The sequence below is a fragment of the Phytobacter ursingii genome (genome assembly GCF_001022135.1).
Classification (GTDB): domain Bacteria; phylum Pseudomonadota; class Gammaproteobacteria; order Enterobacterales; family Enterobacteriaceae; genus Phytobacter; species Phytobacter ursingii.
Genome location: NZ_CP011602.1, coordinates 3,681,215 through 3,704,269, shown reverse-complemented (window position 1 = coordinate 3,704,269; position 23,055 = coordinate 3,681,215). Strand labels below are relative to the sequence as shown.

19 protein-coding genes are annotated in these 23,055 nt (G+C 55.7%); 8 read left to right on the top strand and 11 right to left on the bottom strand.

Features of this window, described 5'->3' with window-relative positions; genetic code table 11:
- The first annotated feature begins 3 nt into the window (after positions 1-3).
- Entirely contained in the window at positions 4-1,248 is a 1,245-nt protein-coding gene (locus AB182_RS21045; RefSeq protein ID WP_047371793.1) for a polysaccharide deacetylase family protein, read from the top strand.
- A 309-nt stretch (positions 1,249-1,557) separates the two neighbouring features.
- On the opposite strand, the gene panD is transcribed toward AB182_RS21045, so the two are convergent.
- The 9 genes from panD to thpR all read right to left on the bottom strand — a co-directional run bounded on the left by panD (position 1,558) and on the right by thpR (position 8,760).
- Positions 1,558-1,938 (bottom strand): aspartate 1-decarboxylase, encoded by a 381-nt coding sequence (gene panD / locus AB182_RS21040; RefSeq protein WP_039078406.1) that lies wholly within the window; start codon positions 1,936-1,938, stop codon positions 1,558-1,560.
- 129 nt (positions 1,939-2,067) lie between these two features.
- Entirely contained in the window at positions 2,068-2,934 is an 867-nt protein-coding gene (panC, locus tag AB182_RS21035; RefSeq protein WP_047371792.1) for a pantoate--beta-alanine ligase, read from the bottom strand.
- 11 nt (positions 2,935-2,945) lie between these two features.
- On the bottom strand, positions 2,946-3,737 hold the full coding sequence (gene panB, locus AB182_RS21030; protein WP_047371791.1) for a 3-methyl-2-oxobutanoate hydroxymethyltransferase: 792 nt from the start codon (positions 3,735-3,737) through the stop codon (positions 2,946-2,948).
- 117 nt (positions 3,738-3,854) lie between these two features.
- Positions 3,855-4,340 (bottom strand): 2-amino-4-hydroxy-6-hydroxymethyldihydropteridine diphosphokinase, encoded by a 486-nt coding sequence (gene folK, locus AB182_RS21025; RefSeq protein ID WP_047371790.1) that lies wholly within the window; start codon positions 4,338-4,340, stop codon positions 3,855-3,857.
- Positions 4,341-4,409: 69 nt separating this feature from the next.
- On the bottom strand, positions 4,410-5,807 hold the full coding sequence (pcnB, locus tag AB182_RS21020; protein ID WP_206780281.1) for a polynucleotide adenylyltransferase PcnB: 1,398 nt from the start codon (positions 5,805-5,807) through the stop codon (positions 4,410-4,412).
- A gap of 55 nt (positions 5,808-5,862) precedes the next feature.
- The gene (gene gluQRS, locus AB182_RS21015; RefSeq protein WP_047371788.1) at positions 5,863-6,759 is read right to left on the bottom strand and encodes a tRNA glutamyl-Q(34) synthetase GluQRS; all 897 of its coding nucleotides are present in this window, start codon (positions 6,757-6,759) and stop codon (positions 5,863-5,865) included.
- Between the two features lie 126 nt (positions 6,760-6,885).
- Complete coding sequence (gene dksA / locus AB182_RS21010; protein WP_001155227.1) at positions 6,886-7,341, bottom strand: RNA polymerase-binding protein DksA; 456 nt, start codon at positions 7,339-7,341, stop codon at positions 6,886-6,888.
- A gap of 171 nt (positions 7,342-7,512) precedes the next feature.
- Positions 7,513-8,217 carry a DNA/RNA nuclease SfsA gene (gene sfsA / locus AB182_RS21005; protein WP_047371787.1) on the bottom strand — a complete coding sequence of 235 codons (705 nt, stop codon included), beginning with the start codon at positions 8,215-8,217 and terminating at the stop codon, positions 7,513-7,515.
- Between the two features lie 12 nt (positions 8,218-8,229).
- Positions 8,230-8,760, bottom strand: a complete 531-nt coding sequence (thpR, locus tag AB182_RS21000) for an RNA 2',3'-cyclic phosphodiesterase (RefSeq protein WP_047371786.1) — start codon at positions 8,758-8,760, stop codon at positions 8,230-8,232.
- Between the two features lie 136 nt (positions 8,761-8,896).
- On the opposite strand from thpR, the gene hrpB reads away from it, so the two are divergent.
- The 6 genes from hrpB to fhuB all read left to right on the top strand — a co-directional run bounded on the left by hrpB (position 8,897) and on the right by fhuB (position 20,357).
- Positions 8,897-11,326, top strand: a complete 2,430-nt coding sequence (gene hrpB, locus AB182_RS20995) for an ATP-dependent helicase HrpB (RefSeq protein ID WP_047371785.1) — start codon at positions 8,897-8,899, stop codon at positions 11,324-11,326.
- 274 nt (positions 11,327-11,600) lie between these two features.
- A complete protein-coding gene (gene mrcB, locus AB182_RS20990; protein WP_047371784.1) occupies positions 11,601-14,138 on the top strand; it encodes a bifunctional glycosyl transferase/transpeptidase in 2,538 nt (845 codons plus the stop codon).
- Positions 14,139-14,387: 249 nt separating this feature from the next.
- Positions 14,388-16,643, top strand: a complete 2,256-nt coding sequence (gene fhuA / locus AB182_RS20985) for a ferrichrome porin FhuA (RefSeq protein WP_047371783.1) — start codon at positions 14,388-14,390, stop codon at positions 16,641-16,643.
- A 47-nt stretch (positions 16,644-16,690) separates the two neighbouring features.
- On the top strand, positions 16,691-17,488 hold the full coding sequence (gene fhuC, locus AB182_RS20980) for a Fe3+-hydroxamate ABC transporter ATP-binding protein FhuC (RefSeq protein WP_047371782.1): 798 nt from the start codon (positions 16,691-16,693) through the stop codon (positions 17,486-17,488).
- Positions 17,488-18,378, top strand: a complete 891-nt coding sequence (fhuD, locus tag AB182_RS20975) for a Fe(3+)-hydroxamate ABC transporter substrate-binding protein FhuD (protein WP_047371781.1) — start codon at positions 17,488-17,490, stop codon at positions 18,376-18,378. Before fhuC ends, fhuD begins: the two co-directional genes overlap by 1 nt.
- Positions 18,375-20,357, top strand: a complete 1,983-nt coding sequence (gene fhuB / locus AB182_RS20970; RefSeq protein WP_047371780.1) for a Fe(3+)-hydroxamate ABC transporter permease FhuB — start codon at positions 18,375-18,377, stop codon at positions 20,355-20,357. The genes fhuD and fhuB overlap by 4 nt, the downstream gene beginning before the upstream one ends.
- A 204-nt stretch (positions 20,358-20,561) precedes the next feature.
- Here fhuB and hemL read toward each other — a convergent pair whose 3' ends face one another.
- Entirely contained in the window at positions 20,562-21,842 is a 1,281-nt protein-coding gene (gene hemL, locus AB182_RS20965; protein WP_047371779.1) for a glutamate-1-semialdehyde 2,1-aminomutase, read from the bottom strand.
- A 193-nt stretch (positions 21,843-22,035) separates the two neighbouring features.
- Between hemL and erpA the strand changes: the two genes are divergently transcribed.
- Entirely contained in the window at positions 22,036-22,380 is a 345-nt protein-coding gene (erpA, locus tag AB182_RS20960) for an iron-sulfur cluster insertion protein ErpA (RefSeq protein ID WP_039078421.1), read from the top strand.
- Positions 22,381-22,429: 49 nt separating this feature from the next.
- On the opposite strand, the gene AB182_RS20955 is transcribed toward erpA, so the two are convergent.
- Positions 22,430-23,053, bottom strand: a complete 624-nt coding sequence (locus AB182_RS20955; protein ID WP_047371778.1) for a TRIC cation channel family protein — start codon at positions 23,051-23,053, stop codon at positions 22,430-22,432.
- Positions 23,054-23,055 lie beyond the last annotated feature (2 nt).

Below are 23,055 nucleotides of genomic sequence, written 5' to 3'. Positions count from 1 at the left end.
TGCATGCCTCGTTTTCTCCTCATTCTGTTCTTGCTGGTGTCATATAGCGTTTCTGCCCGTCTCGTTAGTGAAAATCCCGATCCTGCTCGTTACATGCAAATTACGGAAGATGCCGACATATGGGCGCAGATTGGCAACAATGTTATGACCGTTGGCAATATCCGCGCCGGGCAAATTCTGGCTGTGGTGCCGGGGGCGGAAGACTATTACGAATTTCGCTTTGGTTTCGGCAAGGCGTGGATTGATAAAGGGCATCTGGGGACGGTTCGTGGCAATGAAAAGGTGCAGGACAGCCTCGGTGACCTGAATAAGCCCCTGAGTAATCAAAATCTGATCACCTGGCGTGATACGCCAATGTATAACGAGGCGGATAATACCAGTGAGCAACTGGGTACGCTGGCCGGAAATCTGCGTTATCCCATCATTAGCAAACTGAAAGACAGACTTAACCAGACCTGGTATCAGATTCGCATTGGCGAACGGCTGGCGTGGATCAGTAGCCTGGATGCGCAGGAAGATAACGGTATCCCGGTGCTTACTTACCACCATATTCTGGAAGATGAGGAAAACACGCGTTTTCGTCACACCTCGACGACGACCTCTCTTCGCGCTTTTACCAACCAGATGACCTGGTTGCATGACCAGGGCTATACCACGTTAAACATGTATCAGCTGGAGGGTTATGTACGCAACGCGATGAACCTCCCCGCACGTTCGGTGGTGATCACCTTTGATGACGGGTTGAAATCGGTCAGTCGCTACGCCTATCCGGTGTTAAATGAATATGGTTTCAGGGCGACCGCTTTTATTATTTCGTCGCGCATTAAGCGTAAACCGCAACTCTGGGATCCAAAATCCCTGCAGTTCATGAGCATTTCTGAGCTGGAACAAATTTCTCATGTTTTTGATTTTCAGTCACATACCCATTTTCTGCATCGCACCGATGACGTGGGGCATCCGATCCTGCTAAGTCGCAGTTATGACAATATCCTGATGGATTTCAAGCATTCACGCCGCGCGCTTTCTCAATTCAACCGGCATGTATGGTATCTGGCGTATCCGTTCGGGGGCTATGATGACAAGGCGCTGGCAGCTGCGAAGGATGCCGGTTTCCATCTTGCGCTGACCACGGTTCGAGGAAAGGTTAAGCCTGGAGATAATCCGTACTTGCTAAAACGGCTGTATATCTTAAAGACGGATTCGCTGGAGGAGATGTCGAGGTTAATCAGTAATCAGCCTCAGGGGTAAAATCAGGGGTATAAGGCTATTTTATTTGTCATTTTGAACCCGGGCAGTGCTCGAAATCCTCACGTACTGTGTGTACGCTCCGGTTTCTGCGCGCTGTCCGTGTCCAGACTGACTGCATCAATAACGCCTTCTCCCCCTGATTGGGGCAATGATGCTATTTTATTTGTCATTTTGAACCCGGGCAGTGCTCGAAATCCTCACGTACTGCGTGTACGCTCCGGTTTCTGCGCGCTGTCCGTGTCCAGACTGACTGCATCAATAACGCCTTCTCCCCCTGATTGGGGCAATCATGCTTTACCGCCGGATGACTTATGCCACCTGCACCGGTACTGCTTTTGCCGTGCGTTTCATCTCATTGTCACCGTCAAAATAGGCGACTTTCGGTTGCCAGCTACGCGCTTGTTCATCCGGCATGGTGACATAGCTTGCGATGATCAGGATATCGCCAACATCAGCGCAATGCGCTGCGGCGCCGTTGACCGAAATAATGCGGGAACCACGTTCACCGGCGATAGCATAGGTGGAAAAGCGCTTACCGTTGGTGACGTTGTAAATATCGATGGCTTCGTATTCCAGGATACCAGCCGCCTCAAGGAAATCCTGGTCAATCGCGCAGGAACCTTCGTAGTGCAGGTCGGCCTGTGTCACTTTGACGCGGTGGAGCTTGCCTTGCAGCATAGTGCGAATCATAACTTCTACCTTTAATGGCGTAACGAAATACAGGTATATCGCCGGGCGGCATTTGGCTGTCCGGCCAGATTTTCCCGGCCCGGCGACAGCGCCAGACCAGGCCGATAACAGGGCAGTATTGCCCGTTTTTTAACCCCTGTCTACGGGGGTGAGTTCAACCACTTTATTGTCGATAAGACGCGCCTGGCCCAGCCAGGCGGCCATCAAAATCACCGCGCGTTTGCTGGTCTGCGCAAGTTCCAGAAGCGTGTCTGCATCGCGGATCTGAATATCATCCGCACGCAAACCTGCGTCATTCAGCTCCTGTTCAGCCAGGGCAATGATCTCGTCAAGATTACGCTCGCCAGCCTGCAGTTTTGCCGCCATTGCATTCATGATTTTGCTCAGCGCGGGTGCGATTTTGCGTTGCTCGGCAGTGAGATAGCCGTTACGTGAGCTGAGCGCCAGGCCGTCTTTCGCACGCACGGTCGGTACCCCGACAATCTCAATGTCGTAGCCCATATCGGCAACCATTTTGCGGATCAACTGCAACTGCTGATAGTCCTTCTCGCCAAAGCAGGCGACATCCGGCTGGACCAGATTAAAGAGCTTGCTGACGATAGTGGATACTCCGCGAAAATGCCCGGGGCGGCTTGCGCCTTCAAGCATGGTGGAGATGCCCGGAACATCCACATAGGTTTGCGTGTCCGTACCCTGCGGATAAATATCATTCGGCGCAGGAGCGAAAACAAAATCCACTTTTCGTTTATTCAGCTTTTCGCAATCTTCTTGCAGGGTACGCGGATAGCGTGCCAAATCGTCGGCGCGATCAAACTGCATCGGGTTGACGAAGATGCTCACTACGACCACATCTGCCCGGGTTTTGGCTTCCTCAACCAGCGTCATATGGCCATCGTGCAGGTTGCCCATCGTAGGCACCAGCGCAATCCGTTTTCCTTCCTGACGCGCTCTGCGGATATGCTGGCGCAGCAGCGGCAGGGTTTCGATAATCAACACAACGGCACTCCTTAATGGAAACTGTGTTCTTCGCCCGGGTAAATCCCGGACTCAACATCGGCAACATACTGGCGCACGGCAGCGCGCATGTCGCCAGCCTCGCTCAGAAAGTTTTTCGCAAATTTTGGGATATGACCGCCGGTAATGCCGAAGGCGTCGTGCATCACCAGAATCTGGCCGTCTGTGACGTTGCCTGCGCCGATACCAATTACCGGAATAGTCAGCGCTTGCGTGACGCGCTTTGCCAGCTCGACCGGCACACATTCCAGAACCAGCAACTGTGCGCCTGCGGCTTCCAGCGCCAGCGCATCGTCCAGCAATGTTTGGCCAGCATCGCCGCGCCCCTGAACTTTATAGCCTCCGAAGATATTCACGGACTGCGGTGTTAACCCCAAATGCCCGCATACCGGCACAGCGCGTTCGGTGAGCATTTTCACCGTGTCACTCAGCCAGCGACCGCCTTCGATTTTTACCATGTTGGCCCCGGCACGCATCACGGCGGCGGCGTTTTCAAATGCCAGCTCCGGGGTGGCGTACGCCATAAACGGCAGGTCGGCCAGCAGCAAACAATGAGGGGCACCACGACGCACTGCGCGCGTGTGATAGGCAATGTCGTCTACCGTCACTGGCAGGGTGGAATCATGACCTTGTACCGTCATCCCTAACGAGTCGCCAACTAACATCACGTTGATGCCTTCTTCGGCGAACAGTTTAGCGAAGCTGTAATCGTAGGCTGTGATGGTAGCGAAGCGTTTCTTTTCCTGTTTGCACTTAAGCAGCCAGGAGATGGTGGTGGGTTTCATAACGTTTCCTGATGGCTAAAAACGAATTCTGGCGCATTCTAACAGCAACGTTCAGGTGAACAATGATTTTAGGCAATCGTTTAACACCGATCACATCAGATGCGCCAGAAAAGCGTTTTACCACAAGGCAGGTTTGTCCGCTGCGCATTCTGTAAGGGCAGCGGCCAGCGTCACACCATCAGGAAAGACCAGCGCAGGAGCAATTTCAAATAACGGCCACAGCATAAAGCCGCGATTTTTCATGTCGTAGTGAGGAACGGTAAGACGCGGTGTCTGAATGACCCGATCGCCAAACAGCATGATGTCCAGGTCCAGCGTGCGCGGCCCCCAGCGCTCGGCTTTGCGCGCGCGCCCCTGCTGCAGTTCAATACGCTGGGTATGGTCAAGCAGCGCGTCGGCTTCAAGTGTGGTTTCCAGCGCGACAGCGGCATTCAGATAGTCGGGCTGATCCTGCGGGCCAAGCGGAGGCGTGCGGTAGAACGCAGAGACAGCGGCCACGCGGCTTTGCGGGATCTCTCCAAGGGCGTCCAGCGCTGCCTTTACCTGTTCCAGAGGCGATGCGAGATTACTGCCGATGGCGATATAGCAAAGGGTCGGGGACATACAGGCTCCTGCGTTTTTTGTTTCTGTATAGCATCAGGCCTGCACGCGGCAGGCCTGAATGGGATGATATTACGCGCTGCCTTCACGGCGAGGCGCGCGTTTGCGCGGTCGGCGGTGGCGACGACGAACAGCGGGTTCATCGCCAAGGTCGTCAAGCATATCTTTCTGCTCCGGCGGTGCGGAAACCTGAAATTCTCCCCACCATTTCACCAGGCGCTGCAGTTCACCGTTGTTTTCCACCTCGGCACGCAGGGCCAGCAGATCGTAGGCCGCCCGGAATTTTGGATGCTCCATCAGTTTCCACGCGCGTTTACCCTGACGGCGGGACATACGCAACTGGAGCTGCCAGATATCGCGAATCAGCGAGGTGATGCGTTTCGGAATGGCCAGTGAACGGCAGGCTTCATCAAGCACATCATTCATGGCAAGCGCAAAGGCGTCGTAATACGCAAGGCCGCCTTCCTGGGTAATACGCTGTGCGGTTTCCAGCAGCGGATACCAGAACATAGCGGCAAACAAAAACGCCGGATTAACACGCATATCGTTGTGAATACGGGTATCGGTGTTTTTCAGTACCTGAGCAATGATGCGTTCCATCGGGCTGTCACCGTTTTCGGTGAAGAAGCGGCTGATGGTTGGGAACAGAGGCTGGAAGAGATTGTATTCACGCAGCAAGGTGTAGGTATCAAAACCATAGCCCGCCTGCAGTAATTTCAGCGACTCTTCAAACAGGCGCGCAGGAGGAACGTCGTTGATCAGGGCGGCCAGACGAGGAATGGGTTCGGCGGTCTCCGCGCTGATCGCCATCCCCAGCTTGGCGGCGAAACGCACCGCACGCAACATGCGTACCGGGTCTTCGCGATAGCGGGTTTCCGGGTTCCCAATCAGGCGAATGACGCCTTCTTCCAGATCGCGCATGCCGCCAACATAATCACGTACGGTGAAGTCAGCTACGCTGTAATAAAGACTGTTAATGGTGAAATCGCGACGCTGGGCGTCTTCTTCGATAGAACCGAAAATATTGTCGCGCAGCAACATGCCATTTTGCCCACGCTGAGACGTGGTGCGGTCGGCTTCGGTATCTTCGTGATGACCACGAAAGGTCGCGACTTCGATGATTTCTGGCCCAAACATAACGTGGGCGAGGCGGAAACGGCGACCCACCAGGCGACAGTTGCGGAATAATTTACGCACCTGGTCCGGCGTGGCGTTCGTCGTGACGTCAAAATCTTTTGGTTTTTTGCCCAGCAATAAATCACGCACGCCACCACCGACGAGATAAGCCTCATAACCGGCTTTGTTCAGGCGGTAGAGGACCTTGAGCGCATTTTCACTGATATCTTTGCGTGAAATAGCGTGCTGTTCACGCGGGATAACCGTCATCTGAGGTTGTACGATAGCCTCAACGACCATGCTCTCTTCGCGGCTTAGCACCTTTCGGCAAAAATTAGCGACTCGGGTAAAAATAGTGCACCTCGGTAGTGTCAAACGTCAGGACAAAAAAATAGCGGCTAATCATAGCTCAGCGCGAGGCGTTTGAGAATGCCGTATTCACATCCACTGCAATGGGCACATCGGCGAGCGTCCAGTTCGCCACCGCATTTTTCAATAAATCATCGACGCTGAGATCCTGCCACTCATTTGTTGCGCTCTGGTTTAAGAATTGTAACGCCCTGATTATTATGGGGCGAGGATCGCCGCCGGGCAAGGCGGGCGCGTGGTTTTGCTTGGAGAGTTTATTCCCCTCTGCATTTAACGCCAGCGGCAGATGGACATACTGCGGTACCGGCCAGCCAAATTGTTGGTACAGCGAAATTTGCCTCACCGTGGGTTCAATTAAATCCGCGCCGCGCACAATTTCCGTGATGCCCTGAAAATGATCGTCAACCACGACGGCGAGATTATAGGCAAACAGGCCATCCCGGCGATGAATAATAAAATCTTCGCGCGCCAGTTTTTCATCCGCATAGAGTTCGCCGCGCAGTCTGTCGTGAAAATGGAGCACCGGATGTTGCTGTACCAGACGCACAGCCGCATTTTCCGGGCCATTATTAGCGCGACGGCAATGGCCGTCATAGATGCCCCCCTCGCTCTGAATACGCGCCCGCGTACAGGTGCAGTAGTAACTCAGCCCCTGGGTATGAAGCCAGTCCAGCGCCTCGCGGTAGGCCTCATGACGTTGTGATTGCCAGAGCACGTCTCCGTCCCAGCACAGGCCGTAATGCTCAAGCTGGCGCAGAATGGTGTCTGCGGCGCCGGGGACTTCACGCGGGGGATCAATATCTTCGATACGTACTCGCCAGATACCCTGCTGCGCGCGCGCCTGCAGGTAGCTACCCAGTGCAGCAATCAGCGAGCCAAAATGGAGTTCACCGGACGGTGACGGCGCAAAGCGCCCGATATAGTGAGAGTCAGACATAAAGAACGGGAAACGCCGACAATACGGGAAATTTTCCCCGACTATAGCACAGCATGATTTGAAGGCGCAGGCTGGAATCAGCGCTGCGCCGTCTGAGGGGGTGACCGATGGTCGGCCAGAAGCGAATTAACCCGCCATCTGTTTTTCGCGGATTTCCGCCAGTGTTTTGCAATCGATGCACAGGTCAGCGGTCGGACGCGCTTCCAGGCGGCGAATGCCGATTTCAACACCGCAGGATTCGCAGTAGCCGAAATCTTCGTCTTCAACTTTTTTCAGCGTTTTCTCGATCTTTTTGATCAGTTTACGCTCGCGGTCACGGTTACGCAGTTCGAGGCTGAACTCTTCTTCCTGTGCGGCACGATCTACCGGGTCCGGGAAGTTAGCTGCTTCATCCTGCATATGGGTGACGGTGCGATCGACTTCATCCCTGAGTTGATTACGCCACGCTTCAAGAATACGCCTGAAGTGCGCCAGCTGGGCTTCATTCATATACTCTTCGCCCGGTTTCTCTTGATACGGCTCCACCCCAGCGATGGCGAGAATACTCAGGGACGATGTTTTACGGTTTTGCCCTTCTTGCATGTTGCTTCTCCTTAACACGCACTATCGATCCCCGTGTTGGGGGAAAATCAGGCCGCTATAAATAGCAGATGCTTTTCCGGATGGCAAATATCTAAACGTAACACTTGACAAGCCTGTGAGGAAAAGCGTATTTGCGCACGCGACCAGAACACTTATTATTCAATGGCTGCCCTATATCGTGAAAGGCAGCGGCAATCTCAGAGTCATATTTGTAGCAGAAAGTTCCGCTTTTACCGCCAGAATTTCTACCCCCTGATTTTGTGCTTCCTTTAGCAATCGTGCGTATTTCTCATCAATATGGCGCGCTGGAGAAAAATGTTCAACGGCTGAATGCAGCACGGCAAACAGTATAACTGCGCGGTCACCGCTGGCCGCTACGCTCATTAACTCACGCAGATGTTTTTGTCCGCGTAGCGTAACGGCATCAGGGAAAAAACCGCATTCCCGCTCGGCGAGCGTTACTGATTTAACTTCAATATAGCAGTTGCGGCGACCATCCGCCTGTAACAGAAAATCAATTCTGCTGCCTTCGGCACCATATTTCACTTCATTTTTCAGTGTGCTGTAACCCAACAGCTCAGGCAGACGGTTTAGCTGGATCGCTTCCTTCGTTAACGTATTAGCGCGAAGCGTATTAACGCAAATAAAGGCGCCCTGTTGGGTTTGCGTTAATTCCCAGGTATGCGGATATTTGCGTTTAGTATTTTCTGATGTGGAATACCAAACCGTATCGCCAGGTGTTGCACAACCGGTCATTGCGCCAGTATTAGGGCAATGGATTGTCAGCGTTTCGCCTTCTGGGGTGATCACATCGGCAAGGAACCGCTTATAGCGCTGAATAAGCGTGGCGGATCGGAGGGGGGGCGAAAATTCCATGACGTATCCTTTTTATGTTTTTAACGTCCAGCGGTTTAACGCCGTATAACGCAGACGTCCTGCGGCAAACTGCGATTCATATAAGACAAATTCTGTAACAGGAAAAGTCCAGTGAAAGCCCGGCGGCGGTATCGTGACCGCATGACTGGCATCGCGCAGCAGCGTGATATGAGGATGAAACGGCGTCGGGCTTTGCCAGCATCCGCTACGTGAAGCCTGGGCGCGCAACATATCCGCCAGTTGCAACAGCCCGCGTGGTGACTGGCGACAACCTAGCCAGACAACACGTGAACGCAGCCATTGCCCGGCGTCATCCAGTTGTAGCGTAAAGCCCGGCTGGCGAATGCGCCCGGCCAGGATTTCCAGCGCACGCTGTTTTTCCGCACTCACTTCCCCTAAAAATGCCAGCGTCAGATGTAAGTTTGCTGCCGCAACCGGCCGCCCGGCATCCTGTGGGAAATGTTCCGCCCGCCAGCGCACCACCTCCTGACGGGTGGCGTCGGGCAATTCGATGGCGAAAAACAGCCTTTTCGATTCAGACATGACAGGCACTCAGTTAGGGTTTGTCGCGATGCTACAATGGCAGACGGGCGCCCGCAAATGCTTCGGCGCTCCAAAGCGCCGCAGTTCATGTACAATTGGCACCGTCCTTATCAATGTGAGTCCTCTGGAGCCTTGTGTGTCCTTACTGCCGGTTGCTGCCGTATTACCCGACCTTCTCCATGCGTTACAACGCGCGCCCCAGGTACTGCTGACCGCCCCAACAGGTGCGGGGAAGTCAACCTGGCTGCCGCTGCAATTGTTGCAGCAAGGCGGCATTGACGGACGTATTTTACTGCTTGAACCGCGCAGACTGGCTGCCCGTAACGTTGCGCAACGGCTGGCGGAGTCGCTTAATGAGCAGCCCGGCGACACCGTCGGCTACCGAATGAGAGCTCAAACCTGTGTTGGGCCGAATACGCGTCTGGAAGTGGTGACGGAGGGGATCCTGACGCGAATGATCCAGCACGATCCCGAGCTCAGCGGCGTTGGTCTGGTGATCCTTGATGAATTTCACGAACGTAGCCTGCAGGCCGATCTGGCGCTGGCGCTGTTGCTGGATGTTCAGCAGGGATTGCGCGATGACCTTAAACTGCTGGTCATGTCAGCCACCCTTGATAACAGTCGCCTGCAGACGCTACTTCCGGATGCGCCGCTGATTATTTCAGAGGGGCGTATGTACCCGGTAGAACGGCGTTATCAGGCATTAAGCACTCATCAGCGCGTTGACGAGGCGGTCGCGGTGGCGACTGCCGATCTGCTGCGTTCGCAATCGGGGTCGTTGTTACTGTTTTTGCCGGGGGTAGGGGAAATCCAGCGTGTACAGGAACAACTGGCCAGTCGGGTCGCTGAGGATGTGATGCTTTGTCCGCTGTATGGGGCGCTGCCACTCAATGAACAACGCAAAGCCATTCTTCCCCCGCCAGTCGGGAAAAGAAAAGTCGTGCTGGCCACGAATATCGCTGAGACCAGCCTGACCATCGAGGGCATTCGCCTGGTTGTGGACAGCGCTCAGGAGCGCGTGGCCCGTTTCGATTCGCGAACAGGGCTAACAAGGCTTGTCACTCAGCGCGTGAGCCAGGCGTCGATGACGCAGCGTGCCGGGCGTGCGGGGCGTCTTGAACCGGGTATCTGCCTGCATCTGACTGGCAAAGAACAGGCCGAAAGGGCGGCGGTGCAGAGCGAGCCGGAGATTTTACAAAGCGATTTGTCTGGCCTTTTTATGGAGTTGTTACAGTGGGGATGCCAGGATCCGGCGCAACTTAACTGGCTGGATTTACCGCCGACGACTAATCTTGCCGCAGCGAAGCGGTTGTTGACGCAACTGCGGGCGCTTGAAGGCGATCGCCTGTCGCCATTCGGGAAAAAAATGGCATCGTTAGGTAACGATCCGCGCCTCGCTGCGATGTTAGCGAGCGCCAGCAATGCGGATGAAGTGGCAACGGCGGCGAAACTGGCTGCCATCCTTGAAGAGCCGCCTCGCGGTGGAAACACCGATTTGCGTAGCGCCTTTTCCCGCAATCAGCCTCAGTGGCAGCAGCGGGCCCGACAACTGATTCGGCGGTTGAAAAGTGCGGAAGGGGAGCCCGATAGCGACCTGTTGGCACCGTTGCTTGCCAGCGCCTTTGCCGACCGCATTGCGCGCAGACGTGGCCAGGACGGGCGGTATCAGTTGGCAAACGGCATGGGCGCAATGCTGGATGCGGACGATGCGCTTAATCGCCATGAATGGGTGCTTGCGCCGCTATTGTTACAGGGAAGCCAGTCGCCGGATGCCCGTATTTTGCTGGCGCTGCCGTTGGACATTGATCGGTTAATGGCGGCCTGTCCGCATATTGTTCAGCCGTCTGACTCTGTGGAATGGGATGAGGCCCAGGGAACCTTAAAGGCGTTTCGTCGTAGCCGGATTGGTCAACTGACGGTGAAAGTTCAGCCGCTGGCGAAGCTTCCGGAAGAAGAACTGCATCAGGCGATGCTCAACGGGATACGCGATAAAGGGCTGGATGTCCTTAACTGGACGCCAGAGGCGAAACAGTTACGTCTGCGTTTACACTGCGCGGCGAAATGGTTGCCGGAAGAGGCATGGCCTGCGGTAGATGACGCTTCGCTGCTTGCTTCTCTGGAAAGCTGGTTGTTGCCGCAAATGAGGGGCGTGCATTCCCTTCGTGCGCTGAAAGCGCTGGATGTGGGCGAAGCATTAAAAGCTTTCTTACCCTGGCCTTTGCGTCAACGTCTGGATAGTGAACTGCCTGGGCATTACACTGTGCCGACAGGAAGCCGGATTGCCATTCGTTATCATGAAGATAATCCGCCTGCTCTGGCGGTGCGTATGCAGGAGATGTTTGGTGAGGCGACGACACCTGTTATCGCTCAGGGGCGCATTGCGCTGGTGCTGGAGCTGCTTTCGCCGGCTCAGCGTCCGCTGCAAATTACGCGCGATTTAGCGGCGTTCTGGCAGGGCGCATACCGCGAAGTGCAAAAAGAGATGAAAGGGCGCTACCCGAAACATGTCTGGCCAGACGATCCGGCAAATGCCGCGCCGACGCGGCGCACTAAAAAGTATTCGTAGTTGAGGGCAGGGTAGGCTGGCACCCTCACCCCGGCCCTCTCCCACAGGGAGAGGGAGCAGACACTAAAGATTTTCTCGTTGAGAAAATCTGCTGTTTACCTGGCGTGCGGTCTGATGCCCTCACCCCGGCCCTCTCCCACAGGGAGAGGGAGCAAACACTAAAGATTTTCTCGTTGAGAAAATCTGCTGTTTATTTTGAGAGATTTCTTCTTCTGCCTGGAGGCGGAAGAACTGAGAATCAGGCCCTTGCGCCTGAATGTTGCGGAGAGAGAGCATGGCGGGGAATGACCGCGAGCCAATTGGACGTAAGAGTAGACCTTCACGTCCGGCAAAAGAAAAAGTAAGTCGTCGTCGAGTCAGAGAAGAGGAATACGACGAGTACGAAGATGATGATGGCGATGAGCAGGACTCAGCGCCACGCAAAGGAAAAGGTAAAGGCGGTAAACCTCGCGGTAAGCGCCGTTGGTTCTGGCTGCTGTTGAAAATTTGTATCGTGGGTGCGGTGCTACTCGCCATTTATGGCGTGTACCTGGATCAGAAGATCCGTAGCCGTATCGATGGCAAAGTGTGGCAATTGCCGGCTGCGGTGTATGGCCGTATGGTCAACCTTGAGCCGGATATGCCCATCAGCAAAAACGAGATGGTTAAACTGCTGGAAGCCACGCAGTACCGTCAGGTGACGAAGATGACGCGTCCTGGCGAGTTTACCGTGCAGGCGAAAAGCATCGAGATGATCCGCCGTCCGTTTGACTTCCCTGACAGTAAAGAGGGGCAGGTCCGCGCACGCCTGACGTTTGATGGCGACCGACTCGACAGCATTGAAAACATGGACAGCAACCGTCAGTTCGGTTTCTTCCGTCTCGACCCGCGTTTGATCACCATGCTTTCGTCGCCAAACGGCGAACAACGTCTGTTTGTACCGCGCAGCGGCTTCCCGGACCTGCTGGTGGATACGCTGCTGGCGACCGAAGACCGCCATTTCTACGAGCATGACGGCATTAGCTTCTACTCGATTGGTCGTGCGGTGCTGGCGAACCTGACCGCCGGGCGTACAGTGCAGGGGGCGAGTACGCTGACCCAGCAACTGGTAAAAAACCTGTTCCTGAGCAGCGAGCGATCTTACTGGCGTAAGGCTAACGAAGCCTATATGGCGCTGATCGTCGATGCCCGCTACAGCAAGGATCGTATCCTTGAGCTGTACATGAACGAAGTTTACCTTGGGCAGAGCGGCGATAACGAAATCCGTGGTTTCCCGTTAGCAAGCCTTTACTACTTTGGCCGTCCGGTGGAAGAACTGAGTCTTGATCAGCAGGCGATGTTAGTCGGGATGGTGAAAGGCGCGTCAATCTATAACCCGTGGCGTAACCCTAAACTGGCTCTGGAGCGACGTAACCTTGTCCTGCGCCTGATGCAAGAGCAGAAGGTCATCGATCAGGAGCTGTACGACATGCTCAGCGCCCGTCCGCTTGGCGTGCAGCCGCGCGGCGGCGTGATATCACCGCAGCCTGCGTTTATGCAGATGGTCCGTCAGGAGCTTCAGGCTAAACTCGGCGATGATAAAGTGAAGGACTTGTCGGGTGTGAAGATTTTCACCACCTTTGATTCTGTTGCGCAGGATGCGGCAGAAAAAGCGGCGGTGGAGGGCATTCCGGCCTTGATCAAGCAGCGTAAGCTGGACGATCTGGAAACCGCGATGGTGGTTGTGGATCGCTTCAGTGGCGAAGTTCGGGCCATGGTGGGTGGGGCGACGCCGCAGTTTGCGGGCTATAACCGTGCGATGCAGGCGCGCCGTTCTATCGGCTCGCTGGCAAAACCGGCGACTTACCTGACAGCATTAAGCCAGCCGGATAAATTCCGTCTGAATACTTCCATTGCCGATGCGCCGATTTCACTGCGTCTGTCGAATGGTCAGACCTGGGCACCGCAGAACGACGATCACCGTTTTAGCGGCCAGGTGATGCTGGTGGATGCGTTAACGCGTTCCATGAACGTGCCGACGGTGAACCTTGGGATGGCGATGGGTCTGCCTGCGGTAACCGATACCTGGTTGAAATTAGGTGCGCCTAAAGACCAGTTAACGGCTAACCCGTCCATGCTGCTGGGGGCACTCAACCTGACGCCGATTGAAGTGGCGCAGGCGTTCCAGACTATCGCCAGCGGTGGTAACCGTGCAACGTTGTCCGCGCTGCGTTCAGTCATTGCGGAAGATGGTACGGTGCTCTACCAGAGTTACCCGCAGTCTGAGCGCGCGGTGCCCGCGCAGGCGGCCTACCTGACCCTGTGGACCATGCAGCAGGTTGTTCAGCGCGGTACGGGGCGTCAGCTCGGTGCGAAATATCCAGGGCTGCATCTGGCAGGTAAAACCGGTACCACCAACAACAACGTCGATACCTGGTTTGCTGGTATCGACGGGCGTGAAGTGACGATTACCTGGGTTGGTCGTGATAATAACCAGCCGACGAAGCTGTACGGTGCGAGCGGGGCGATGGCTATCTATCAGCGCTATCTGGCCAACCAGTCGCCAATTCCGCTGGATCTGACGCCGCCGGAAGATATCACCACCATGGGCGTGGATGATATGGGCAACTTTGTGTGTGGCGGTGGCGGTGTGCGTTCACTGCCGGTCTGGACGACCAGCCCGGAAACGCTGTGTCAGCAGAACCCGGTGCAGCAACAGCCGCAGCAGGGTAATCCGTTCGATCAGTCAACTCCGCCGCCGCAACAGCAGCAGCCTCAGCAACAGCCGCCACAGCAGCAAGAGAAGAGCGATGGTGTCGCTGGCTGGATTAAAGATATGTTCGGCAGTAACTAACGCTCAAACCCCCAGTCGTCTGGCTGGGGGTTTTCATTTTGGCACGTATCAAACACCCCTTTAACGTCGCTTTAAACCCTTTTTAATCCCTTATTAACGCCCTGCTTTTTACCTGGTTGTTTATTAATCCCTCACACTGCACAGGGCCGCTTAGCGCTTGCTATGCAGTCGACGCTTCGCATATTATGCTGCCGTCATAATAATAATTATCGTTTACGTTATCATTCACTCATTGTCAGAGAATAAACAATGGCGCGTCAAAAAACTGCTCAGCCAGTCAACACCTCGCTGCGTAAGCTCGCAGTAGTTGTAGCCACAGCGGTTAGCGGTATGTCTGTCTATGCACAGGCTGCAACGACCCAACCCGAAGATACTGTTACCGTAACCTCCAGCAGTACGGCTCCTCAGGAAAATGCATGGGGCCCGGCGGCGACGATTGCCGCGCGACACTCAGCGACGGGGACCAAAACCGACACCCCGATAGAGAAGACCCCGCAGTCGATCTCTGTGGTGACCAGTGAAGAGATGGCCTTACATCAGCCTAAGTCAGTGAAGGAAGCGCTGAGTTACACACCGGGAGTCGCCGTTGGGACGCGTGGCGCATCCAACACCTATGACTATCTTGTCATTCGTGGATTTGCGGCGGATAACCAGAGCCAGAATAACTACCTCGACGGTATGAAGATGCAGGGCAACTTCTACAACGACGCGGTGATTGATCCTTACATGCTCGAACGTGCTGAAATCCTGCGCGGCCCGGCTTCTGTGCTGTACGGCAAGAGTAGCCCGGGCGGTATACTGAACATGGTCAGCAAACGTCCGACAACGACGCCGCTGTACGAAGTGCAGTTCAAGATGGGTACCGATAACCTGTACCAGACAGGGTTTGATTTCAGCGACGCACTGGATGACGACGGCGTTTATTCTTATCGTTTGACCGGTCTGGCGCGCTCCGCTAACGCCCAACAGGAAGGGGCAAAAGAGCAGCGCTACACCATTGCGCCGTCTTTCAGCTGGCGCCCTGATGACAAAACGAACTTCACGTTCCTCTCCTATTTCCAGAACGAACCGGATACCGGTTACTACGGCTGGTTACCAAAAGAGGGGACCGTTCAGCCGCTGCCAAATGGCTCCCGTCTGCCGACCGACTTCAACGAAGGCGCGAAGAACAACACCTACTCCCGTAATGAGAAAATGGTGGGTTACAGCTTCGAGCACGGCTTTAACGATACCTTCACCCTGCGCCAGAACCTGCGTTTTGCTGAGAACAAAACCGCTCAAAACAGCGTATATGGCTACGGCATGTGTTCCGATAAGCTCTATTCCAGCAGCCCGTCTACCAGCCCTTGTGCGGATATTCCACAGTCTGAATGGGGTCACACACTGACGCGTCAGTACGTGATTGATAGCGAAAAACTGCAGACCTTCACTGTCGATACCCAGTTGCAGAGCAAATTTGCTACCGGCACCATTGATCACACCTTACTGACAGGTGTCGATTTCATGCGGATGCGTAACGATATCGACTCGTATTTTGGCTATGCAGGTTCTGTGGCACCATCTGATATCTACAATCTTGATCGCAGCGATTACGACTTCGGTGCGCATGATGGACCGTCTGGCCCTTACCGTATCCTGCTCAAACAGAAGCAGACCGGTGTCTATGCCCAGGATCAGGCGCAGTGGGATAAAGTACTGGTCACCCTCGGGGGGCGTTACGACTGGGCGAAGCAGGATTCCCTGAACCGTGACTATGGCACCCACCCGGAACGTGAAGATAAGCAATTCACCTGGCGTGGTGGTGTTAACTATCTGTTCGACAACGGTGTCACTCCCTATTTCAGCTATAGCGAATCCTTCGAGCCGGCATCTACAACGGGTGCTGACGGCGCTATTTTTGCGCCGTCTAAAGGTAAGCAGTACGAAGCCGGTGTGAAATACGTGCCGAAAGATCGTCCGATTGTCCTGACCGGCGCACTGTACCAACTGACCAAAACCAATAATCTGATGGGGGATCCTGCGGGTTCCGTATGGTCTGTTGAAGGTGGAGAAATCCGCGCCCGTGGTGTTGAAGTTGAAGCAAAAGCCGCCTTGTCTGCCAGCGTCAACGTGGTGGGTTCTTACACCTACACCGATGCGGAATACACCACCGATACCAACTACAAAGGCAACACCCCTGCCCAGGTGCCAAAACATATGGCATCCCTGTGGGGTGACTACACCCTCTTTGATGGCGCGCTGTCTGGTCTGACGCTGGGTACCGGCGCTCGCTTCACTGGTTCCAGCCAGGGCGATCCGGCGAACACCTTCAAAGTGGGAAGCTATACGTTAGTTGATGCGCTGGTGCGTTATGACCTGGCACGCGTTGGCCTGGCAGGCTCCAATGTGGCGTTACACGTGAACAATCTGTTTGATCGTGAATACGTTGCGAGTTGCTTCAACTCGTACGGCTGCTTCTGGGGCGCTGAGCGTCAGGTGGTGGCGACAGCAACCTTCCGCTTCTAATCTCTCTTCGGGCACGGTTCGCCGTGCCCTTTTAAAAGTTGGCACTCATGCAGGAAAACAACGCGCTTCCCGATACCACGTTTCAACTCACCGACGTCACATTCAGTGTGCCTGGCCGCACGCTGCTGCATCCTCTTTCTCTGACCTTTCCGGTTGGCAAAGTCACTGGCCTTATCGGGCATAACGGTTCAGGGAAATCCACATTGCTGAAAATGCTGGGGCGTCATCAGCCGCCTTCGCAGGGTGATGTTCTGCTCGACGGACAGCCGCTGGCAAGCTGGAGCAGTAAGTCTTTTGCCCGCAAGGTGGCCTATTTGCCACAGCAGTTGCCGCAGGCAGAAGGGATGACGGTACGTGAACTGGTGGCGATTGGCCGGTATCCGTGGCATGGCGCATTGGGCCGTTTTGGTGTGGCTGACAAAGAGAAAGTGGACGAGGCAATAACGCTGGTTGGACTCAAACCGCTGGCACACCGCCTGGTTGATAGCCTGTCCGGCGGCGAACGTCAGCGTGCATGGATTGCCATGCTGGTCGCGCAGGATAGCCGTTGTCTGCTGCTGGATGAACCGACCTCGGCACTGGATATCGCTCATCAGGTGGACGTGCTGGCGCTGGTGCACCGTTTAAGCCAGCAGCGCGGGCTGACGGTAATTGCCGTGTTGCACGATATCAATATGGCGGCGCGCTATTGCGATTACCTTGTCGCATTACGCGGTGGTGAAATGATTGCCCAGGGGACCCCGGATACACTCATGCGTGCGGAGACTCTCGAACAAATTTACGGTATCCCGATGGGGATTCTTCCTCACCCGTCAGGTGCTGCCCCGGTGAGCTTTGTCTATTAATGGATGGCCTGAACCTGATTAGCCGTCGCCGTCTGTTGACGATGATGGCGCTCTCTCCCTTGCTGTGGCAGATGCGCAGCGCGCAGGCCGCGGAAATCGACACACAGCGGATTGTCGGTCTGGAGTGGCTGCCGGTCGAACTGCTGCTGGCGCTGGGGATTAAACCTTACGGCATTGCCGATATTCCCAACTACAACCTGTGGGTGAATGAACCTGCGCTCCCCCCCGGAGTTATTGACGTTGGGCTGCGCACGGAGCCCAATCTGGAACTGCTTACGCAGATGAAACCTTCTTTCCTCGTCTGGTCTGCCGGCTATGGCCCCTCTGCCGATGTACTGGCGAGAATCGCGCCGGGGCAGGGGTTCAGTTTTAGCGACGGTAAGAAACCGCTGGCAACGGCAAGAAAATCTCTTAATGAGATGGCGCGTCTGTTCCAGATGGAAGCGGCGGCGAAAGCGCATCTGGATACGTTTGATAGCTTTATTGCCGACAAAAAACCGCATTTCAGACAGCGCGGCGAACGCCCGTTGTTGATGATGACGTTGCTTGATGCACGCCACATGCTGGTCTTTACCCGCAACTGTCTGTTCCAGGAGGTTCTGGACGAATTTGGTATTCAAAATGCCTGGCAGGGGGAAACCACATTTTGGGGAAGCACCGCCGTGGGGATTGATCGCCTGGCGATGTATAAAGACGTCGACGTTCTCTGTTTTGACCACGGTAATGATACTGAGATGCGTAAGTTGATGGCGACCCCGTTGTGGCAGGCGATGCCATTTGTGCGCACGGGCCGATTCCAGCGCGTACCTGCCGTCTGGTTCTATGGTGCGACGCTCTCTGCCATGCACTTTGCGCGCGTCCTGGACAACGCACTCGGGGGCAAAGCATGAGAAGACCGTTCGCGTTACTGCCGGGTCTGCTACTGGCGGTGTTATGTATCGCTGGCGCCTGGCTAAGCTGGCTGAATTTCAATGCCGCGCTTCCTCGCGCCCAATGGGGGCAGGCGCTCTTTACGCCCGACATTGATGTGATTGAACAGATGCTGTTCCACTACAGCCTGCTGCCACGACTGGTGATTTCGCTGTTAGTCGGGGCGGGGCTGGGGCTGGTGGGCGTGCTGTTCCAGCAGGTGTTACGTAACCCGCTGGCAGAGCCCACAACGCTCGGCGTTTCTACCGGCGCACAACTGGGCATTACGGTTACTACGCTATGGGCGTTGCCGGGCGCGTTGACGATGCAGTTTGCCGCGCTGGCCGGCGCCTGCGTGGTCGGGGCGCTGGTGTTCGGCGTTGCCTGGGGGAAACGGCTTTCTCCGGTGACGCTCATTCTGGCGGGGCTGGTGGTGAGCCTCTACTGCGGGGCGGTGAATCAGCTGTTGGTGATTTTCCACCACGATGCGCTGCAAAGCATGTTCCTGTGGAGCACCGGTACACTTACTCAGACTGACTGGCGCGGCGTACAGCACCTGTGGCCGCAGTTGCTCGGCGGCGTAGTCCTTACCTTGCTGTTGCTGCGCCCGTTAACGCTGATGGGGCTGGATGATGGCGTTGCCCGTAACCTTGGCCTCGCGTTATCCCTGGTTCGTCTGGCCGCGCTTACGCTTGCGATCGTGCTTAGCGCATTGCTGGTGAATGCGGTCGGTATTATCGGTTTTATTGGGCTGTTTGCCCCCCTGCTGGCGAAAATGCTCGGTGCGCGGCGACTGCTGGCGCGTCTGATGCTGGCACCGCTGATTGGCGCCCTGATTCTTTGGTTATCTGACCAGCTCATCCAGTGGCTCGCCCGCGTATGGATGGAGGTCTCAACAGGGTCTATGACCGCGCTGATTGGCGCACCGTTGCTGCTGTGGTTGCTGCCACGTTTACGCAGTATGAGCGCGCCCTCGATGGATGTTGGGGACAATGTTCCCACGGAACGGCAGAACGTGCAGTGGTTTGCGCTGGCAGGGCTGGCTGTGCTGCTGCTGGGCATACTGGCGGCTCTTTCGTTTGGACGCGACGCGGAAGGCTGGCGCTGGATTAGCGGTACGCTGCTCGACGAGCTGATGCAGTGGCGTATGCCGCGGATTATCGCTGCGCTGACCGCCGGGATCATGCTGGCGGTGGCCGGGTGTATTATTCAGCGCCTGACGGGTAACCCGATGGCAAGCCCGGAAGTGCTGGGTATCAGCTCCGGAGCGGCCTTCGGTGTCGTGGTCATGCTGTTTTTCGTGCCGGGGAATGCCTTTGGCTGGCTGATGCCTGCCGGAAGTCTTGGCGCGGCCATTACCCTGCTGATCATTCTGATCGCCGCCGGGCGCGGCGGTTTTTCGCCGCACCGTATGCTGCTGGCCGGGATGGCGCTCAGCACCGCATTTACCATGCTGCTGATGATGTTGCAGGCAAGCGGCGATCCACGTATGGCGAAAATCCTGACGTGGATTTCCGGCTCGACCTATCACGCAACCTTTGAGCAGGTGATACGTACGGGCCTGATGATGATCGTGCTCCTGGCGCTGGTGCCCCTATGTCGTCGCTGGCTGACGGTATTGCCGTTGGGCGGTGATACGGCGCGTTCGGTGGGGATGGCATTAACCCCATCACGTATAGGGCTATTGCTGCTGGCGGCGGCGTTAACAGCAACCGCAACAATGACTATTGGTCCGCTGAGTTTTATCGGTCTGATGGCACCGCATATCGCCCGTATGATGGGCTTTCGCCGTACCCTGCCGCATATCGTTATGTCCGCGCTGACGGGTGGGGTACTGCTGGTGTTTGCCGACTGGTGCGGGCGAATGATGATGTTTCCCTACCAGGTTCCGGCAGGGCTACTGTCGACCTTCATCGGCGCGCCGTATTTTATCTATTTGCTGAGAAAGCAGAGTCGGTAATCCGGAAGAGCCCGGAGCGGGTTCGGTTTGTATGTAGCCCCGGTTAGCGAAGCGACACCGGGGAATGTCCCGGATGGTGGCGCAAACGCCTTATCAGGGCTACGAGTTTGAGAAAGCAGAGTCGATAATTTTTCACCCGCTCCCGTAGGAGCGGGCATCAGCCCGCACAGGTGCCGCGCAAGGCGACATCTGTTTCGTCAGGGATTACAGTTTCGCAAACACGCGGCGTGCTGCATCAACCGTATTGCGGATATCTTCTTCGCTATGCGCGACGGACATAAAACCTGCTTCGAAGGCTGACGGCGCAAAATAAACACCTTCTTCAAGCATGAGGTGGAAGAAGCGTTTAAAACGTTCGACATCGCAGGCCACCACATCCTGGTAGCAGGTGACTTCCGGCGCATCGGTAAAGAACAGACCGAACATCCCGCCTACGTGGTTGACCACCAACGGAATACCCTGGCCGCGCGCCGCATCAATCAGGCCATCTGCCAGCAAGGCCGTCAGATCATTGAGCGTTTCATGTACCCCCACCTGTGACACTTCGGTCAGACAGGCATAACCCGCAGCCATGGCGATCGGGTTACCGGAAAGCGTACCCGCCTGATAGACAGGGCCGGTCGGCGCCAGGGCTTCCATGATATCGCGACGGCCGCCAAATGCGCCCACTGGCATCCCACCGCCGATAATTTTACCCAGACAAGTCAGGTCCGGCGTAACGTCATAGTAAGATTGCGCACCGGCCAGCGCGACCCGAAAGCCAGTCATTACTTCGTCGATAATCAGCAACGCGCCGAACTCATCGCAGAGCGCGCGCAGCCCCGGCAGGAAGTCATCTTTCGGCGGAATACAGTTCATGTTGCCCGCGACCGGCTCGACGATGATACAGGCGATATCCTGCGGATATTGCTCGAAAGCTTCGCGGACGCTCGACAGATCGTTATAGGTGCAGGTCAGGGTATGTCTGGCGAAATCCGCAGGCACGCCCGGCGAGTTTGGCTGGCCCAGCGTCAGCGCGCCAGAGCCGGCCTTGACCAGCAGGCAGTCTGCGTGACCGTGGTAGCAGCCTTCAAATTTGATAATTTTATCGCGGCCGGTAAAACCGCGAGCGAGACGAATCGCGCTCATGGTGGCTTCTGTACCCGAGTTCACCATACGCACCATATCCATGGTCGGTACCAGTTGGGTCACCAGCTCGGCCATTTTCACTTCCATCTCGGTCGGCGCGCCAAAGCTCAGGCCTCGCTGGGCGGCTTCAATCACCGCATTACGAATGGCCGGATGGTTGTGACCCAGTACCATCGGACCCCAGGAACCGACGTAATCAATGTAAGCTTTGCCGTCGGCGTCATAGAGGTAAGCGCCGTCAGCTCGTTCAATAAACAGCGGCGTGCCTCCTACGCCGGTGAAGGCGCGTACCGGCGAGTTAACGCCGCCGGGGATAAGTTCGCGTGCGGCGTTGTAGAGGTTTTCTGACTTACTCATGAAATTGTTCCTGGTTTGTTAAAAGCAATAGCGCTTATTCTAAGGGATTCCTGGAAGAGGATAAAAGTATTGCGCACGGAAAGGATAGCCGCCCCAGGGGGAGAATACTTGAACGAATAACCAGGGTAATAGATAATAGCCAAAATGATCGGGTTATTATTTGCCCAGATCGCAGTATGAATGGGAGCGAAAAATGAGTGATGATGTAGCGCTGCCGCTGCAGTTTACCGACGCAGCAGCCAGTAAAGTTAAAAACCTGATTGCGGATGAAGACAATCCGAACCTGAAACTGCGTGTCTACATTACCGGCGGCGGTTGCAGTGGCTTCCAGTATGGCTTCACGTTTGACGACCAGATCAACGATGGCGATATGACCATTGAGAAACAGGGCGTTGGCCTTGTTGTTGACCCGATGAGCCTGCAATATCTGGTGGGTGGTTCGGTTGATTATACCGAAGGTCTGGAAGGTTCCCGCTTCGTGGTGACCAACCCGAACGCGACAAGCACCTGCGGTTGCGGATCCTCATTCAGCATCTGAGCCCTGTTCGGATGCCACAAAAAAGCCGTGTCACTGACACGGCTTTTTGCTATCTGCCAGTCTCATCCAGCGCAAATGTTGGCAGTTTGAGATGCCAGCGTATGGCGGCAAGGCGAATGCCCAGTGTAACGACCATCCCAAGCATCGCAGCGTTTTCCAGCGGTACATCAAAAACGTAAGCCGCTGTTGAATGCACAATGCCGCCAATGATACAGGCGGTGGCGTAGATTTCCGTTCGCAGGATCATCGGTACTTCGCGTGCCAGCACATCACGAATGATCCCGCCGCCAACCCCGGTCAGCACGCCCATACCCGTTGCGACCAGCGGCCCGGTACCGGCCATAAATGCTTTGTTTACCCCAATACCGACAAACACGGCCAGCCCGACGGCGTCCAGCACTGGCAGCACCCACTTCGGCAGGCGTCTTGGCTGGCGAACCAGCAAAATCGTCAGCATACAGGTGACCATGGCGACGACCAGATCGGTCGGATCTTTCACCCAGAATACCGGTCCGTGGGCCAGTGCCATATCGCGGATCGTGCCGCCGCCGACGGCGGTCACCACGCCTAATACCAGCACACCAAAAGGATCCATCCGGAGTTTGCCGGCAAGCAGCACACCTGAGATGGCAAAAACAGCGGTACCGACAATATCCAGCCAGTAGACGAGCATGG